This window comes from Roseateles sp. GW821-FHT03B02 (assembly GCF_059421025.1).
In genome coordinates this window covers 672802-692553 of sequence record NZ_JBWKUV010000002.1, presented here as the reverse complement: position 1 = coordinate 692553, position 19752 = coordinate 672802, and the positions used below count along the sequence as shown (strand labels likewise).

The following is a 19752-nucleotide window of genomic DNA, read 5'->3' as shown; positions in this document are numbered from 1 at the left end:
GGCAAGCTCGACGCCGGCACCAACCTCAGCGTCATCGCCGAGACGCCGGCCCAGCGCATGGACCTGTTCCAGCGCAACACCTGGATCGCCGGCGCCAACGCCACCGTGCGCTCCAATGGCGACGTCACGCTGCCCAGCACCCTGCAGGCCGGCACCGGCAACCTGTCGGTGCAGAGCCAGAACGCCTCCGTCTACGCCGACCACCTGATCGCTGGCGGCAACGCCACGATCACCGCCGCGCTGGACATCTCCAACGTGCTGGCCGCCTATGCCCACACCTGGATCAGCCTCTACACCAACAACCTGCTGACGGCAGGTGGCACCGCCAGCCTGCTGGCCGGCCGCGACATCACGCTGCCGCGCATCGTGCAGGCGGCGGGCAACGTCAGTGTCCAGGCCAGCCAGCAGGTGCTGGCCCCGGCATCGATCTGGTCGCAGAACGCCGACGTCAGCATCACCAGCGTCGACGGCTCGGTGCAGGTCGACCATGTCGTCGCCGGCAGCGACGTCAGCATCACGGCCAGCCAGGGCACCATCTCCAACGTGACCGGTGGCCAGACCGGCACGCGCATCGCCGCCTATCCGAACAATCTCATCACGGCTGGCGACAGCATCACCCTGCTGGCCGGTGGCGACATCACGCTGCCCCGCCTCGTGCTGGCGCTGGCCGGACCGATCAGCATCACCTCCACTGGTGGCAGCGTGCTGCTGGCCCAGGTGCAGGCCGACAACAACGACGTGACCATCTCCGCCGCCAAGGGCGGCATCCAGGAGATCGGCAGCGACGCCGCGGCCGACGTCCTCGGCATCAACCTGCGCCTGACCGCGGGTGGCGCCGGCATCGGCAGCGGCGCCAACGCGCTGGAGATCGACTCCTCGCGCCCCAGCCACGGCAATGTCTGGGCGCTGGCCGACGGCTCCATCTACATGACCGAGGTGGCCGGCGACCTCAACCTCGACCGCGTGCGCTCCAGCAGCGCCGACGTCGAGCTCAAGGTGCTGGCCGGCGACCTGCTGGACGACCTGTCCGACCTGGCCGCCGACATCGAGGGCAACAACCTCACGCTGACCGTCAGCGGCAGCATCGGCAGCTACTACAACGATGTCGAGATCGACAGCCGCTTCAGCGCGGCGGGAGGTTTCGTCACGGCCAGCGGCAACGCCGGCGTGCAGCTGACCGAGGTCGTGCAGGCCCTCTACGTGGGCAGCATCGTCAGCAGCGCCGGCCAGGTGCGCCTGGCGTCGCGCGACAGCCAGGCCGCCGGCGAGGACATCGTCATCGAGGCCGGCCGCACGGTGCAGGCCGGCAAGAGTGTCACGCTCGCCGCGGGCGACAACCTGACCATCTTCGGCACGGTGACGGCGGGCGACCGCCTGTTCCTGAACGTCGACGACCACAGCGCCGATGCAGCCGGCGGCGTTGCCGCCATCGGCGGCACCGTGACCGGCGACCGGCCCGAGCTGTCGGGCGGCGATCAGGACGACATCCTCGACGTGTCGGCGCAGTCCCAGGGCTGGACGATCCATGGCCTGGGCGGCAACGACACCATCAGCGGCGGCGCCGGGGCCGACGACCTCTACGGCGGCGACGGCGTCGACAACATTGCCGGCTTCGGCGGCGACGACTTCATCGACGCCGGCAGCGGCGCCGGCGGCACGCTGGACGGCGGTGCGGGCAACGACCGCATCTACGGCAGCGACGACGGTGGCCCCCAGGGCGACACCATCCTCGGCGGCGACGGCAACGACCAGATCTGGGCCTTGGGTGGCAACGACCTGATCGACGCCGGCGCGGGCGACGACTTCGTCGACGCGGGCGCGGGCGACGACACCGTCTATGGCGGCGCCGGCAAGGACGTCCTCTACGGCGGTCGCGGCAACGACCTCATCCGCGGCCACGGCCCCAACAGCGGTGCCGACGACAACGCAAGCGACCGCATCTACGGCGAGCAGGGTGACGACGAACTGCACGGCGACGGCGGCGACGACCTCATCGACGGTGGCTTCGGTGCCGACCGCATCTACGGCGAGGCCGGCAACGACGAGCTCAACCAGGGCTACGGCCAGGGCGGCCTCATCGACGGCGGCGACGGCAACGACCTGCTCGTTGGCTCGGCCGATGGCGACGACACCCTGCTGGGCGGCGCCGGCGACGACCGCCTGCAAGGCCTGGCCGGCAACGACCACCTGGACGGCGGCGCGGGTGCCGACACGCTGGAAGGCGGGGAGGGCGACGACCTGCTCGAAGGCGGCGCGGGTGCTGACCTGATGGTGGGAGGTGCGGGCAACGACACGCTGTACGGCCACTCGGTGACCGGTGCCGGCGACGACAACGCGGCCGACTACCTCTATGGCGACTTCGGCAGCAACGGCAACGAGGCCGGCTCCGGCCGCGACAAGCTCTACGGCCAGGGCGGCAACGACCTGCTGTACGGCGAAGGCGGCGACGATCTCATCGAGGGCAGCGCCGGCATGGCCATGCCCGAGACCGGCGGCGGCACGACCAACCTGATCGACTTCGGCGGTGCCGGCGACGACGCCACCTTCGCCGGCACCGTCACGCCCACGCCGGCACCGGCCATCGTGCCGGTGGACGACACCAGCCCGCGCGCGGCGGGCGCGCTGCCGGACGGCGTGGTGGGCAGCGGCCGCTGGGCCGACCTGAACGGCAGCTCGGCGGACTCCGCGGCCCTGCGCGGCCTGGCCGGCGACATCGGCCTGTCGCGGGACCCGGCCGTGGCGGTCGGCGCCGGCGGCGAGCGGTTCGTGGCCTGGAGCGACAGCCGCAACGGCAACCTCGAGATCTACGTCGCCAAGCACGACGGCACGCAGTGGGTCATGCTGGGCGGCAGCGCCGCGCAGGGCGGCGTGTCGGCCAGCACGGCGGCGGCGTCTGCCAAGCCGACGCTGATGGTGGACGGCACCGGTGCGCCCATCGTCGCGTGGACGGAGACGCTGGCCAACGGCAGCCACGACATCATCGTCAAGCGCTGGGACGGCGCGGCGTGGGTCAGCCTGGGCAACGCCAGTGGCACCGGCACGGCCCTGCAGGGCAAGCTGGTGGCCACCACCAACGGCCCGGTCCTCGTCTTCAGCGGCGGCTCGGCGGCCAGCCCCGAGCTGTTCGCCAAGGTCTACACCGGCGGCAACTGGATCGCGCTGGGCACGCAGGCGGCCAGCGGCCTGGCCACCGGCAGCGAGCTGCGGGATTTCAGCGTCACCGCCAGCGGCAACAAGGTCGCCGTCGCCTACTCGGCCGTGCAGACGGGCGGCACGCTGCGCCAGGTCTACGTCACCGAGTTCACGCCCGGCGGCGCGCCGGACACGGGCACCTGGGCGGGCCTGGCCGGCTCCAACGCCGGCGCTGGCGTCAGCGGCGGCGCCGCCGTCAGGGCGGCCCTGGGCCTCGACACGACCTGGCACGCCCAGCCCAGCGTCGCCTACTTCGGCGGCAGCCTCTTCGTCGCCTGGCAGGCCTGGGCCGACCAGGGCGCCACCGTCGTCACGGCCCAGCTCGGCGCCGGCGGCATCACGGTGAACGATGTCATCAAGGACCAGAGCCGCCCCGGCCTGCCGCAGCTCGCGGCGGGCGGCGCCTCGCTGCGCCTGGTATGGGTCAACACCCCGCTGGCCGACGCAGCCAGCAGCCTGTTCGAGCGCCAGTGGAACGCGGCCACCCAGCATTTCGAGGAAGTGCTGCCGGGCCAGGCCAGCGGCGTGGGCGCTGGCAGCGGCATCAGCCAGACGGGCGGCGAGCCGCAGCAGCTGGCGCTCGCCGTGGACGGCAGCGGCAAGGCCGTGCTGGCCTGGGCGGATGCCAGCGTCGGCTCACCCGAGATCATGGTGCGCGCCGATGTGGCCCCGGTCAGCCGCGTGTTCATGGCGACGGCCGGCAACACGGTGCAGGCCATCCTCGACACCCAGACGCTGGGCGCGGGCGACGTCATCGTCGTCAACGGCAGCCAGGGCGGCTTCACGGTGTCGGCCGCCGACGCCGGCGTGACCGTCTGGGGCGCACCGGGCAGCACCATCACCGGCGCCGTGAGCATCAACGGCGCCAACGTGACGCTGCAAAACCTCAAGCTGCAGTCCACGCTGACGATCGCGGCCAACGGCGTCGGCGTCAGCGACTCCAGCGCCACCGGCGCGGTCAGCATCACGGCGGGCCAAGGCGCCCGCCTGTTCGGCAACAAGTTCAGCGGCGGCGTCAGCATCGCCGCCGGCGTGCAGGACGCCAGCCTGCGCTTCAACACCATCGCCGGCGCCATCGGCCTGCTGCTGGACGGCGCGACCGGCGTGCAGATCCGCGACAACGGCGTCACCGGCTCAACCGCGGCGCTACGCATCGTCGGCGGCTCCGCTGCCAGCGGCCGCATCGCCGGCAACAGCTTCGTCGCCACCGGCACGGGTACCGGCCTCGACCTGCTGGCCACTTTCAACGGCCTCATCGAGACCAACCGCGTCCAGGGCGGCGCGCTGGGCGTCAACTACGCGGCGGCGAACCAGCTGGCCGGCAATACCGTCACTGGCGCCACGGTCGGCCTGAAGAGCAGCCTGATCGGCAACGCGGCGCTGGGCTGGGTGGGCGCGTCCGTCGACCGCCCGAACACCTTCGAGGCCAACGCCACCGGCGTTCAGCTGCTCGGCGGCGCGCTGATGCAGGGCCAGGTCGTGCGCGGCAACACGGTGGGTGTCACCGGCACCGGCCAGATCGGCGGCGAGACGCTGGACCACGCCAACCTCATCGAGGCCAACACGACCGGCGTCAACGCCTTCACCGGCACCATCCAGTTCAACCGTTTCTCGGCCAACACGACGGCCATCAATGCGACCAGCGAGCAGCGCGTGCTGCACAACCTGTTCTATCGCAACACGCTGGTCGGCATCGAGATCAACGGCAAGAGCGACGTGCGGGTGTTCAACAACACCTTCTACGCCGTCACCGGCGACAACCTGAGGGCCGAGGGCGGCAGCACCGAAGTCGAGGTGCAGAACAACCTGATGTGGGCGATGGGTGGCTATGACCTGTTCGTGGCCAACGACAGCCGCTACGGCTTCTACTCCGACTACAACAACCTGTTCACTTCCGGTGCGGGCAAGGTCGGCTTCTGGACCAAGGACTTCAGCGACATCCTCGACTGGCAGGCCGACATCGCCCGCTTCGACCTGCACTCCATCGGCGCCACCGTCGTCAACCCGACCTGGGCCCAGCCCGAGTTCGTCAGCCTGCTGGGCGACGACTTCCGCCTGCGCGAGCCGGTGGCATTGCAACGCTTCAGCTCGCCCGGCATCGACATGGGCAATGTGCTGGTGGACAACGGCCGCAACCCGGCCGACCAGAACCTCATCGCCAACCCTGGCTTCGAGAACGGCCTGACCGGCTGGGAAGTCAACGCCGGCTCGCAGGCCTTCGTGACGCCGAACGGCTCGGCGCCGCTGGCCTACGAGGGCAGCAACTTCTACTTCGCCGGCGGCGTGGCCGGCGGCTTCGCGCGCCAGACCTTCACGCTGGCCCAGTTGGGCCTGACGGCGGCCCAAGCCGACAGCCAGGACATCGAACTGCTGTTCGGCGGCCGCATCCGCATGGGCGTGGAGAGCCCGGTGGACAGCGGCGAGGTGCAGCTGACCTTCCGCAACGCTGCCGGCGACGTGATCGCCACGGCCACGGCCAAGGCCAGCGGCACGACCAACCGCTGGGAACTTGTCGGCCAGCGTGCCGAGGTGCCCTTCGGCACGCGCTCGGTGGAGTTCGTCTACAAGACCAACCGCCTCGCCGGCGGCAATGCCGACGGCTATTTCGACCAGGCCTTCCTCTACAAGATCACCGAGAACCAGGCCAGCGACCTCGGTGCCTACGGCCATGCCTACACCGACCAGCCGCTGACCGGCTCGCCGCGCATCAACCTGCGCAGCCCCGACCTCTACGTCGACTGGGAGAAGTTCAAGCCCCTGAACATCACCTGGGAGACCTTCGGCAACACCGACGACTCGCCGGTGCGCATCGACGTTTACCAGGACACGGCCGACGGCCCCAAGTGGGTGGCCAACGTCGTTGCGGCCACGCCGGACTCCGGCCAGTTCACCTGGATTCCCGGCAACAGCGGCATCGACTACAACACCCACGGCCTGCGCATCCAGATCAGCCTGGTGACCAACGCCGCCGTGCTGGACCGCAGCCAGGAAACCTTCACGGTGCCCGAGGACGGGCTGACCTACTGGGTCAACGACGGCTCGACCGCCGGCGACGAGTACGCCACGGCCGCCGGCGACAACCGCAACACCGGCAAGTCGGCCGGTGCGCCCAAGCCCAACGTCACCAACCTGTTCCGCAGCTATGACCTGCAGGCCGGCGCCACGCTCTACGTGGACACCGGCAACTACGCCTTCCTGGAGTCGCTGGCGTTGTCCGGCTCGGTCTCGCGCGGCTTCGGCATCGACGAGGGCTTCCGCCTCACCGGCCCGACCCAGGCCGGCCATACCGCTTCGCTCTTCCCCATCGTGCCGAACGAGCGCAGTTGGGCGCTGCTAGACCTTTCCGACACCGACTTCGTCACCATCACTAACCTGCAGCTGCGCGACGCCAACCGCGGCCTGCTGATCACCGGCGGCGCCGAGGCCGTGGAGCTGGACAACATCGAGTCCTACGGCCACGTCAACGAGGGCATCTACGCCAGCCAGATCAACGCACCGCTGGCCACCTGGACCGGCCTGAACGTGCACGACAACGGCCAGACCGGGCTCTACGTCAGCGGCACGCTGGGCGGCATCGATCAGCTCACCGCCAGCCGCAACCGCGGCCAGGGCGGCCTGTTTGCCGATACGAGCCTGGGCTTCCTGACGAACTCCACGCTGACCAGCAACACCGGCAACGGCGCCTACCTCTACTACCCCGGCGCCACGCGCGTGCAGGGCAACTTGTTCCAGGGCAACTCCGGCACGGGCCTGCTGCAATACGTGGGCGGCAGCACGCAGGCCCTGGTGGGCGGCGCCATCGGCTCGGGCCTGGGCAACCGCTTCCTGGGCAACGGCAACGGCGGCGCCAGCTTCAGCGGCAACGCGCTGGTGCAGGGCAACGTGGCCAGCGGCAACCTCGGCGCCGGCGCTTACGGCATCGGCATGAGTGGCGGCGAGGCGCGCGAGAACGTTGTCTACGGCAATGCCAACGGCCTGTACATGTACAGCGGTGCGGTCAACAACAACCGCATCTACAACAACGTCAACTTCACCAACAACACCGGCTACGGCCTGTGGGTTTCGTCCGGCACCGCCACGGGCAACACGGTCTACAGCAACGGCGTCGGCCTCTACAGCCAGGGCAACAGCACGCTGCGCAGCAACCTCGTCTACGCCAACAACCTCGTCGGCGTGCAGCTCAACGGCAGCGCGCCGCAGTTCGTCGGCAACACGGTCTACCAGACCACGGGCGACGCCGTCCAGCTCTACGGATCGGCCAGCAACGCCAAGTTCGTCGACAACATCCTGTGGGTCGGCGCCGGCGGCGTCGGCATCAATGTCGACTCGAACTCGCAGAACGGCTTCACGTCCAACTTCAACATCTTCCAGGGCGCCGTGGGCATATGGCAGGGCACGCAGCGCGCCACGCTGACGGCCTGGCGCCAGGCCAACTTCCAGGACCTGGACAGCCAGGCCACCAACCCGCTGTTCGTCGACATCGACGGTGCCGACGGCAACCTAGGCTATGCCGGCGCCGCCAGCGACGGCCGCGACGACGACTTCCACCTGCAGAGCACGCAGGGCAGCTTCCATGGCGCGTCGCTGGCACCCGTCGTCGGTGCGGGTGGCCTGCCCACGCTGCTGACCGGCACGCTGACAAACGATGCCCAGGACAGCCCCGGCATCGACCGCGGCGCGCTGGACCAGCCCTTCGCCAACGAGCCCGCGCCGCAGGGCGGCTACGTCAACATCGGCTCGGACGGCAACACCCTCTACGCTTCACTCAGCCCGGCCGTCTACGTGCGCGTGATGACGCCCAACGGCGGCGAGACCGTGGCCGAGGGCGAGAAGTTCACGGTGCGCTGGCGCTCGGACGGCTTCACCGGCAACGTCAACCTCGATCTCAGCCTGGACGGCATCAACTGGCAATCGCTGGCCGCCGGCGAGGCCAACGACGGCGTCTACGACTGGACGCCGGCCACCGGCCAGTTCCCGGGCGGCGATTACTACCTGCGCGTCAGCTCGGCCACCCAGCCGGCCGTCAGCGACCGCTCGGACGCGACCTTCCACCTCGCCTCCACGGTCACCGTGTTCTACGTCAACGACAGCGCGACCACCGGCGACGAGTACACGACCGCCATCGGCGACGACGCCAACGACGGCCGCAGCGCGTCCAAGCCCAAGGCCTCGCTGCAGGCGCTGCTGAACGCCTACGACTTCAAGCCGGGTGACCTCATCCTCATCGACACCGGCATTTACAACTCGTCGACCAACCTTCTGGTGGATGCGCAGGACAGCGGCGTCGTCATCCGTGGGGCCGTCAACCACGCCTCCATCCTGAACCGCGGCAACACCAACAGCGGCCAATACGCCTTCATGCTGGGCAGCGGTGCCACCGACGTGACGCTGGACCGCGTGACGCTGACCGGCGGCCAGTACGGCTTCGTCATCAGCGACAACGCGGCCGCCCACCGCTTCGTGCTGAGCAACAGCGACATCAGCGGCAACAGCTCGGGCGGCGTCTGGATCGGCCAGAACATCGACGACGGCAAGATCCTCGGCAACATCGTCCACGACAACGGCAACAGCACCGGCATCTACGGCCAGTACACCACCCGCCTGCTCGTCAGCGGCAACGAGGTCTACAACCAGAGCACCGGCATCTACACCTACTCGTCGGGCGACGAGGCGAGCGACGGCCCGACCATCACGGGCAACCAGGTGCACGACATCGGCGGCGTCGGCATCCAGCAGTACTACGACGGCTGGGTCAAGGGCAACACCGTCTGGGCTACCGCCACCGGCATCGGTGCCTCCGGCAACTACGAGGTCAGCGGCAACAAGGTCTGGGGCAACACGACCGGCATCGACGCCTCCAGCGTCGCCGTGACGGGCAACACCGCCTATGCCAACACGACCGGCCTCAGCGTCTCCAGCCTCGTCGCGAGCAACAACCGCGTCTACGACAACGCGCTGGGCGTCAACGTCAGCAGCAACACGCTGCTCACCAACAACCTGATCTGGGACAACACCAACGGCGTACGCATGGCCGGCGGCTACAGCGGCACCGAGCAGCAGGGCGTCGTCAACAACACCATCGTGCAGAGCGGCGGCACCGCCGTCATCGTCGAGAACGCCAGCAACGCCCGCATCGTCAACAACATCCTGGACCTGCGCAGCGGCGCGACCGGCATCTCGGTCAACCCGAACAGCGAAGGCGGCTTCACCAGCGACTACAACCTCTTCTCAGCCCAGCCCGGCACCGTGCTGACGCGCTGGGAAGGCCGTGATTTCGCCAGCCGCCCCGACTGGGTCTACGAGACCGGCTACGACGTGCACAGCCGCGTCAGCGCGCCGAGCTACGCCGACGAGAACGGCGCCGACAACCGCTTCGGCTGGGACAACAGCCCCATCGGCAGCGCCATCATCCTGGACGACGGCGACGCCGACGTCAGCTTCACCGGCAGCTGGGCAACGGTTTCCACCGGCACGCCGGGCTACGGCGGTGACCGCCGCGAAGCCAACGGCAACCAGTACGGCACCGGCAGCAACTACGCCACCTACACCTTCACCGGCCTGCAGCCCGGCACCTACGTCGTCGCGGCGACCTGGGCCAGCACCTCCGGCAATACCGGCAACGCGCCGTACTACTTCTACGACGGCGCAGCCACGGCGGCCAACCTGCTGCGCAACATGCGCACCAACCAGAGCGCCCTGCCGGCCGACTACGCCGTCAACGGCGCCAACTGGCGCGACCTGGCCACCGTCGTCATCACCGGCAACACGCTGACCGTGCGCGTCAGCGACGCCGCCTCGTACGGCAAGATCGTGGCCGACGCCCTCCGCGTGCAGCGCATCGCTGGCGACAGCGGTGCGGACGACGACTTCCACCTGCTCGCCGGCTCGGCCGGCGTGGACGGCGGCGACCCGACCTCGCCCTATTTCATCGAGCCGCTGAACAACGGCGCCCGCATCGATCAGGGCGCCTACGGCAACACGGCGGGCGCCACGCAAAGCGCGGCGCCGATGATCCAGGTCAACGGCCCCACCGGGTACGCCAAGCTCACCGTCGGCGAGCCGGCCACCATCGAGTGGCACACCGCCGGCCTGCTGCCCACCGAGCCCGTGCTGGCCATCAACGCCGGCAATGCCGGCCCCATCGCGGGCGGCGCCCTGGGCAACTGGCAGCGCAACGCCTACCAGACGCAGGGCTACAGCTATACCAGCAACACCGATGCCGTGGACCTGAGTGGCGTGACCAACCCCGCGCCGACGGCCGTCTACCAGAGCTCGGTCTACGCCAACGGCACCGTCGGCCAGGGCCTGAGCTATGCGCTGCCGGTGACAGACGGCCATTACGTCATCCGCCTGCATTTCGCGGAGGACTACATCTACACCCAGCCGGGCTACCGCCAGTTCGACATCAAGCTCAATGGCGCCACCGTCGAGAGCAACTTCGACATCCGCGCCACCGCGGGCGCCAACCACAAGGCGGTCGTCAAGGAGTTCACCGTCACTGCCAGCGGCGGCACCGGCATCAACCTCGACCTCATCACCAAGAGCAGCGGCTGGGGCGCCGAGATCAGCGGCATCGAGGTCCAGCGTGTCGTTCCCGCCGGCGACGCGGCGGCCAAGGTCAACCTGCAGGTCAGCCTGGACAGCGGCCTGTCCTGGACCACCGTCGCCACCGGCCTGGCGATGGATCGCTTCGGCAACGGCCGCACGACCTGGACGCCGGACTTCGCCACCGCCGGCAACACGGCGCTGGTCCGCGCCGTCGCCGTCTACGGAGATGGCACGACGGCAGCGAGCGACACCTCGGACGAGCCCTTCCTGATCGCCAATGGCGGCCATGTCTACTACGTCAACGACGGCGCCACCGCCGGCGACGAGTACACGACGGCCGCGGGCGACAACGCCAACAGCGGCAAGGACGCGGCCCACCCGATGGCCAGCCTTTCGGCCCTGTTCCGCGCCTACGACCTGGGCCCGGGCGACACCGTCTTCGTCGACAGCGGCCGCTACAACCTGATCACCAACTTCACGCTCGCCGCCAAGGATTCGGGCGTGCGCATCGTCGGCGCGCTGCATGCCGTCACCGAGCTCAACCGCGGCAACACCAACGGCAACCAGTACGCCGTCAACATCGCCGGCGCCACCGACATCACCCTGGAGAACCTCAAGCTCAGCGGCGGCCAGTACGGCCTCGTCATCGGCGACAACAGCGGCTCGCACCGGGCGACGCTGAAGAACCTCGAAGTGACGGGCAACACCTCCGGCGGCATCTGGATCGGCCAGAACGTCGACGACGTCCTCGTCACCGGCAACACGGTGCACGACAACGGCGGCACCGGCATCTACGGCCAGTACACGACGCGGCTGCTGGTCACCGACAACGAGGTCTACAACCAGTCCACCGGCATCTACACCTACTCTGCCGGCGACGAGGCCAACGACGCCCCGGTCGTCAGCAACAACCGCGTGCACGGCGCCAGCACCGGCATCCAGATCTACTACGAGGGCGTGGCGCGCGGCAACGAGGTGTGGGAGTCCGGCACGGGCCTTTACCTGCAGAGCGCGCGCGGCGAGGGCAACGTGCTGCGCCAGAACACCACCGGTATCGGCGGTGGCAGCGCCGAGATCTTCGACAACCAGGTGTTTGCCAACACCATGGGCATCGAGGCCTCCAGCAGCACCATCACCGGCAACCGCATCTACAGCAACACGACCGGCCTGCGCGACGCCGGCTCCGACCTGATTCGCAACAACCTCTTCTGGGCCAACACGGCGGCCGTGCGCATCGCCGGCGGCCGCAGCGGCAACGACCTGAACGGCTTCTACAACAACACCATCCGCCAGACCGGCGGCCGGGCCGTGGAGGTCGAGGCCAATGCCTACAACGTCCGGTTGCGCAACAACATCTTCGACCTGACCGGCGGCACGGCCATCTACGTGCCGGCCAACTCCGAGCGCGGCTTCGACAGCGACTACAACCTCTTCGGCGGCAGCAACCCGCTGGACTTCCTGGGCATGAACTGGGAAGGCGTGGACTTCAACAACCTGCTGACCTGGCGCTTCGAGACCGCCAACGACGTGCACAGCCAGGTGGCGCCGGTGCAGTTCGCCGATGCCAATGGTGCCGACAACGCCTACGGCTGGTCGGTGGCGCCCATCGGCAACGCGATCATCCTGGACGACGGCGACATCGGCGTCAGCCTGACCGGCAGCTTCACCACCGTCACCAGCGGCACGCCGGGCTACGGCGGTGACCGCCGCGAGGCTGGCGGCAACGTCTACGGCACGGGTGCCAACTACGCCACCTACACCTTCACCGGCCTGCAGCCGGGCACCTATCAGATCGCCGCGACCTGGGCCCACAACGTCAGCGGCGGCTATGCATCCAACACGCCCTACGAGATCTATGACGGCCTGATCGACCCCGACAATCTGATCAGCTTCCAGCGCACCGGCCAGAACAGCCTGCCCAACGACTTCACCGCCGACGGCGCCAAGTGGCGCGACATCTCGACCGTCGTCGTCAGCGGCACGACGCTGACCGTTCGCGTCAGCGACGCCGGCGCCTATGGCAAGTTCAGCGCGGACGCCATCCGCCTGCAGCGCGTGCAGGGCGATGCCGGCGCCGACGACGACTTCCACCTGCCCGTCGGCGCTGCCGGCGTGGATGCCGGCGACCCGAGCTTCGACTACAGCCGCGAGCCGCTGAACAACGGTGCCCGCATCGACATGGGCGCCTACGGCAACACCGCAGGTGCCACGCACAACCCGGTGCCCATGATCCAGGTCACCGGGCCGGACGGCTACGCCAAGCTGGAGGTCGGCACCGCGGCCGACATCGCCTGGCACACCGCCGGCATCAACGCGACCGAGCCGGCCCTGCTCATCAACACCGGCAACGCCGGCCCGGTGGGCGACGCGATCAACGGCTGGTGGCAGCGCAACGCCTACCAGACCCAGAGCTACAGCTACACCAGCAACACGGACGTGGTGGACCTCAGCGGCGCCACCAACCCCGCGCCGGCCGCCGTCTACCAGAGCTCGGTCTATGCCAACGGCACCATCGGCCAGGGCTTGAGCTATGCGCTGCCCGTCGGTGACGGCCAGTACGTCATCCGCCTGCACTTCGCCGAGGACTACATCTACACCCAGCCGGGTTACCGCCAGTTCGACATCAAGCTCAACGGCAGCACCGTGCAGAGCAACTTCGACATCCGCGCCGCCGCGGGCGCCAACCACAAGGCCGTCATCCGCGAGTTCAACGTTGTCGCAAGCGGCGGCAATGGCATCAACCTCGACCTCATCACCAAGACCAGCGGCTGGGGCGCCGAGATCAGCGGCATCGAGGTGCTGCGCGTGGTGCCGGCGGCCGACCTGCAGGCCACCGTCGAACTGCAGACCAGCCTGGACAACGGCGCCAGCTGGCAGACCCTGGCCACCGGCCTCGGCATGGACCGCTTCGGCAACGGCCACTACAGCTGGACGCCCGACCAGGCCACCAACGGCAACACCGCGCTGGTGCGTGCCGTGCTGCGGCACGGCGACGGCAGCGTCGCGGCCCAGGACGACAGCAACGAGCCTTTCCTGGTCGCCAACGGCGGCACGGAGTTCTACATCAACGACGGCAGCACCGTCGGCGACGAGAGCAGCACGGCCGCGGGCAGCAACCTCAACAGCGGCAAGGACGCGGCCCACCCGATGGCCAGCCTCACGGCGCTGCTGCGCGCCTACAACCTGGACGCCGGCGATGTCGTCCACGTCGACACCGGCAGCTATCGCATCTACACGAACGCCGGCTTCGACGCGAGCGACTCCGGCGTGCGCATCAGCGGCCCGAGCGGCCTCGGCCACACCGCCACCATCAGCCGCGGCAACACCAACACCGGCGCCTACACGCTGCACTTCGTCGGGGCCGACAACGTCACCATCGACCATCTCGGCATCACCGGCGGCGCCTATGGCGTCGTGCTCGACGGCAACGCCGACAGCGACAACAACACCTTCCGCGCCAACGACGTCAGCAGCAACACCAACGACGGCATCTGGGTGGGCAATCTCAATGACGGCAACGTCTTCGCCGACAACGTGCTGCGCAACAACGCCCAGCGCGGCATCTACATCGAGAGCGGCAGCAACAACACCGTCCAGGGCAACGACATCCGCAACAACCAGACCGGCCTGTACTTCAACTCCGGCAGCAACAACCTGGCCCTGGACAACAAGGTCCACGACAACAGCTCGGTTGGCCTCTACGCCTACTCGACCACCAACGCCATCTTCCGCGACAACGAGGTCTACAACCAGGCCAGCTACGGCATCCAGAACTACTACGGCAGCCTGCTGGTCGAGGGCAACCTCATCCACCACAACGGCACGGGCTTCGACAGCCAGTACGGCTCAACGCTGCGCAGCAACTACATCTATGCCAACACCACCGGCGTCCAGGTCTACGACGGCACGCTGGAGGGAAACCGCATCTACAGCAACTCCGTCGGCGTCATCGACACCGGCTACAGCCGCCTCGTCAACAACATCATCTACGCCAACACCAACCAGGGCGTGAGAGTGCAGGGCGGCCACACCATCGAAAGCGGTGACGGCCTCTACAACAACACCATCCTGCAGACGGTGGGCGAGGGCATCCGTCTGACCGGCAGTGCCAGCAACGTGCTGCTCGTCAACAACATCCTGCGCGTCGATGCCGGCTACGGCATCAGCGTGGACGCCAACAGCCAGGCCGGCTTCCAGAGCAACAACAACCTGCTCTACCGCGGCCCGGCCGCCAACGCCTACATCGGCCTGTGGAACGGCGCCACCCAGGCGACGCTGGCCGCCTGGCAGACCGCCAGCGGCAAGGACGCCAACTCGCAGACCGGCAACCCGCTGCTGCTGGACGTCGACGGCGCCGACAACATCCTCGGCGAGCAAGGCGTCTCCACCGGCAACGGCTTCGACGACAACTTCGAACTCGATGCCTACTCGCCGGCTATCGATGCCGGCAACGCCTACCTGTCGCCGGCCAAGGACATCGAAGGCCGCGACCGCCGCAACGACCCCGACTCGGTCGACAAGGGCTCGGGCTGGGATCTCTTCGTGCCGGCCGACCAGGGGGCCAGCCTCTTCACGGCTACCGGCACGGCCAAGAACTTCCGCACCACCGACTACGCCTTCGAGCAGGCCCTGGGCTTCAACTTCACGTTCTACGGCAAGACCTACACCACGATGCTGGTGAACTCGAACGGCTTCGTGCAGTTCGCCGGCCCCGACTCGGCCTACAGCGGCAATGCCAATTCCACCGCAACCCTGCTCCGCAACGTCCGCATCGCTCCGCTGTGGGATGACCTCGACACCGGCCCCACCGGCAAGGACGTCTTCGTCAGCCAGACGGCCACCAGCATCACCGTACGCTGGGCCGCCAAGCTGCAGGGCACCAACACCGACGTCAACGTGTCGATGACGCTGTTCTCCGACGGCAAGGTCCGCTTCGATTACGGTGCCGGCAACACCGGCCTCACGCCCACCGTTGGCCTGTCGGCCGGCAACGGCTTCGCCTACGTGCTTGCCGGCTACGACGGCCAGGCCAGCCTCGCCAGCGCCAACTCCCTTCTGTGGACGCCCACACCCGGCCTCGTCTACTACGACATCGGCGCCTACGAGTTCCAGGGCGCGTCTGGCGACACCACCGGCCCGCAGGTCGTCAGCATCTCGCAGTTGCCGGCCAACGGCGGCAAGACGGCATTGGCCTTCTCGTCCGTGCAAGTGGACTTCAGCGAATCCCTGAACGGCGTGTCCGCCCGCAGCCCGGCCAACTACGAGCTGCGCGGCGCTGGCGCCGACGGTACCTTCGACACCGGCGACGACGTCGTCGTCAAGGTCACGCCGTTCTATTCCTTCCCCGAGACAAAGCTGACGCTGAACTTCGGCGGCGTGCTGGCCGAGGGCAAGTACCGCCTGACGCTGTCGGGCACCAAGGCCATCTTCGACACCGCCGGCAATCCGCTGGACGGCGACGCCAACGGCACGCCGGGCGGCGACTATGTCCGCACCTTCACCATCGACCGCACCACCAACCACCCGCCGGTGGCGGCGCCGGCCACCGTCAGCGTCGCGGAGAACGGCAGCATCGTCATCACGCTGGCCGCGACCGACGCCGACGGCGACACCCTGGGCTACTCCATCCCCACCGACGTCCAGCACGGCACGCTGTCCGCCATCGACCCGGTCAACCACAAGCTCACCTACACGCCCGACGCCAACTACAACGGCCCGGACAGCTTCGTCTTCAAGGTCGACGACGGCAAGACCGGCTCCTCGTCGGCCCAGGTCACCATCAACGTCACGCCGGTCAACACGGCGCCTGCCGTCGTTGACCAGTCTGCCAACGTCAACGAGAACGGCAGTGCCAACCTGCTGCTGGATGCCACCGACGTCGAGACCGCGCGCGCCAACCTGACGTTCGAACTCGTCACCGCGCCCACGCATGGCAGCGTCGTCCAGGGCGCCGGCGGCGCCTGGGTCTACACACCCACGGCCGGCTACATCGGCGCCGACAGCTTCACCTGGCGCGTCAAGGACGGCGGCGACCCCGACGGCACCGCCGGCAACGCAAAGACCTCGGCCACGGCGACCTACAGCCTCACGGTCGTCAACGTCAACGACCCGCCGGTCATCACGCCGGTGGCCGACCAGCAGGTCAACGAGGGCAGCCAGATCCAGGTCCAGCTCACCGCCACCGACCCCGACGGCCCGGGCAAGACCTGGACGCTGCTCAGCGGCCCCTCAGGCGCCACGCTCGACGCCAGCACCGGCCTCTTCAAGTGGACGCCGGCCGACGGCGCCGCCAGCGTGGACATCCTCGTGCGCGTCAGCGACGGCGGCAGCCCCAACCGCACGGCTGACGCGAGCTTCAAGATCAACGTCAAGGACGTCGATCCCAAGCTCGTCTTCACCGCGCCCGGCGGCGCCAGCGGCAAGGGCGGCCAGCCCTACACCTTCACCTACACCGTCACCGACCCCGGCACCGACACCATCACCTCGCTCTTCGTCGACTGGGGTGACGGCAACACCGAGACCGTTGCCGGCAACCCGGGCAGCCTCACTCACACCTTTGCCAGCCTGGCTGCCGACTACACGGTCAGCGTCACACCGACCGACGAGGATGGCGCGCACCCGCCGAGCACCCTGGCACTGCACATGGCCTTCAATGGTGCGCCGACGGCCCAGGACGACAGCTACACCGTCCACGCCGGCAAGACGCTCACCGTCCCCGCCCCGGGCCTGCTGGCCAACGACAGCGACCCCGACGGCGGCACGCTCGCCATCCAGTCCATCGACGTCACCGGCACCCAGGGCGTGGTGCAGGTCTTCGCCGACGGCCGCATGGTCTTCACGCCGACGGCCGGCTTCACCGGCAACACGCAGTTCAGCTACAAGCTGAGCGACGGCCAGGGCGGCACGGCGACGGGCATCGTCCGCATCACCGTGGCCAACGCCGCGCCGCTGGCCGCCGACGACAGCTACACCACGCGTCCCGGCCAGGTCATCGACATCCCGGCACCGGGCCTGCTGACCAACGACACGGACGCCGATGGCGACGCGCTGGCCATCCAGTCCATTGACGTCACCGGCACCCAGGGCACGGTGCAGGTCTTTGCCGATGGCCGCATGAAGTTCACGCCCACGGCGGGCTTTGTCGGCAACACGCAGTTCAGCTACAAGCTGAGCGACGGCCTCGGCGGCACCGCCACCGGCATCGTGCGCATCACCGTCGCCAACGCCGCACCGGTCGCGGTCGACGACAGCTACAACATGCATGCCGGCCAGGTGCTGGACATCCCGGCGCCGGGCCTGCTGGCCAACGACACCGATGCCGACGGCGACCCGCTGAGCATCCAGTCAATCGACGTGACGGGCACCCAGGGCACCGTGCAGGTCTTTGCCGACGGCCGCATGAAGTTCACGCCCACGGCCGGCTTCACCGGCAACACGCAGTTCAGCTACCGCCTCAGCGACGGCTTCGGCGGCATCGCCACCGGCATCGTGCGCATCGCCGTCGGCAACGCCCCGCCTGTGGCCGTCAACGACAGCTACACCGTCACCGCCGGCCAGGTGCTGGACATCCCGGCGCCGGGCCTGCTGACCAACGACACCGATGCGGACGGCGACCCGCTGAGCATCCAGTCCATCGACGTGACCGGCACGCAAGGCTCGGTGCAGGTCTTTGCCGACGGCCGCATGCGCTTCACGCCCACGGCCGGCTTCACGGGCGCGACGAGCTTCACCTATCGCGTCGGCGACAGCCTTGGCGCCACGGCCACCGGCCGCGTCGACATCACCGTGCAGGCCGCTCCGGCCCTGCATGTCGACGCCTTCCAGGCCACCGACACCGGCTTCCACCTGCACTTCGACCAGGTCATCGACGCCAGCCTCATCCAGCAGTACGGCGCGGGCAACGTGGTGCCGGACATCGACTTCGCCGGCCCCTCGGGCCGTGTGGCCGGCAGCGTCGTCTTCGACGCAGACGGCCGCGGCCTGAGCTTCGTGCAGACCGGCGGCCTGCTCGCCGCCGGCAACTACACGCTGACGCTCAACGCAGGCGCGGACGGCTTCGTCAGCCTCGCCGGCCTGCGCCTGGACGGCAACGGCGACGGCACGACCGGCGATGCCTGGACGCGCAGCTTCACGGTCGCTGCCTACAGCGGCGCCGTGCTGGCGGTGCAGGAATTCGCCCGCGGCCCAGGACAGGTCGCCAGCTACGACCCGGCCCTCGGCGCCTTCGCCGTCACGCTGCGGGGCGCCACCGGGTTCAGCAGCCTCAGCTTCGACCTTGCCTACGACCCGGCCCTGCTCACGGTGACCGGCGCCACGCTCGCCAACGGCCTGCCCGCCGGCAGCAGCATCAGCGCCAACGCAGCGCAGCCGGGCCTGCTGCATGTGCAGGTCACGCTGGGCAGCGCGATTGCCGACACCGCCCTGCGCAACCTCGTCCTCGTGCAGGCGACCGTGCCGGTCTCTGCCGGCTACGGTGCTGCCGAGGTGCTGCACCTGGCCAACATGAGCGGCAACGGCGGCACGCTGCGCGGCGATGACGGCCTGCACGTGGTGGCCGTGCTGGGCGACGGCGACGGCAGCCGCGCCATCGGCAGCGCCGACGTGACCCTGGTTCAGCGCGTGGCCGCCAAGACCGACACCGGCTTCGCGGCCTACCGGCTCATCGACCCGGTCCGTATCGCCGACATGAACCGCGACACCCGCGTGACCGCCACCGACGCCCTCATCCTGCTGCAGCAGGCCCAGGCCACACCGGCTTCGGCACCCAGCGCGGCGAGCGTGGGCACCGCTGCCGATTCCTCGGCCCAGCCCACAGCCAAGGCGGCATCGCTGCAGCCGGCGCCGCTGCCGGCCGCTGCGAACGGCGCCGCGGCGCCGGCCCCCGTCGTGAAGATCGGCGGCGGTGCGCTGGACTTCGGCCTCAACGCGCCACTGGCCAGCGGCACCTGGGTGAATGACTGGGTTGCAGGATCGCGCCAGACGGCGCCCAATGACTGGAAGCTGACGCTGTGA

At 69.1% G+C, this 19752-nt stretch carries 1 protein-coding gene (only partly in view); it reads left to right on the top strand.

Annotated elements, in window-relative coordinates:
• Positions 1–19752: the end of an Ig-like domain-containing protein gene (locus tag AC07VX_RS09405; protein WP_493164443.1), read on the top strand. It extends 21135 nt beyond the left edge of the window; the window shows 19752 of its 40887 coding nt (coding positions 21136–40887); its start codon lies beyond the left edge, outside the window; its stop codon occupies positions 19750–19752.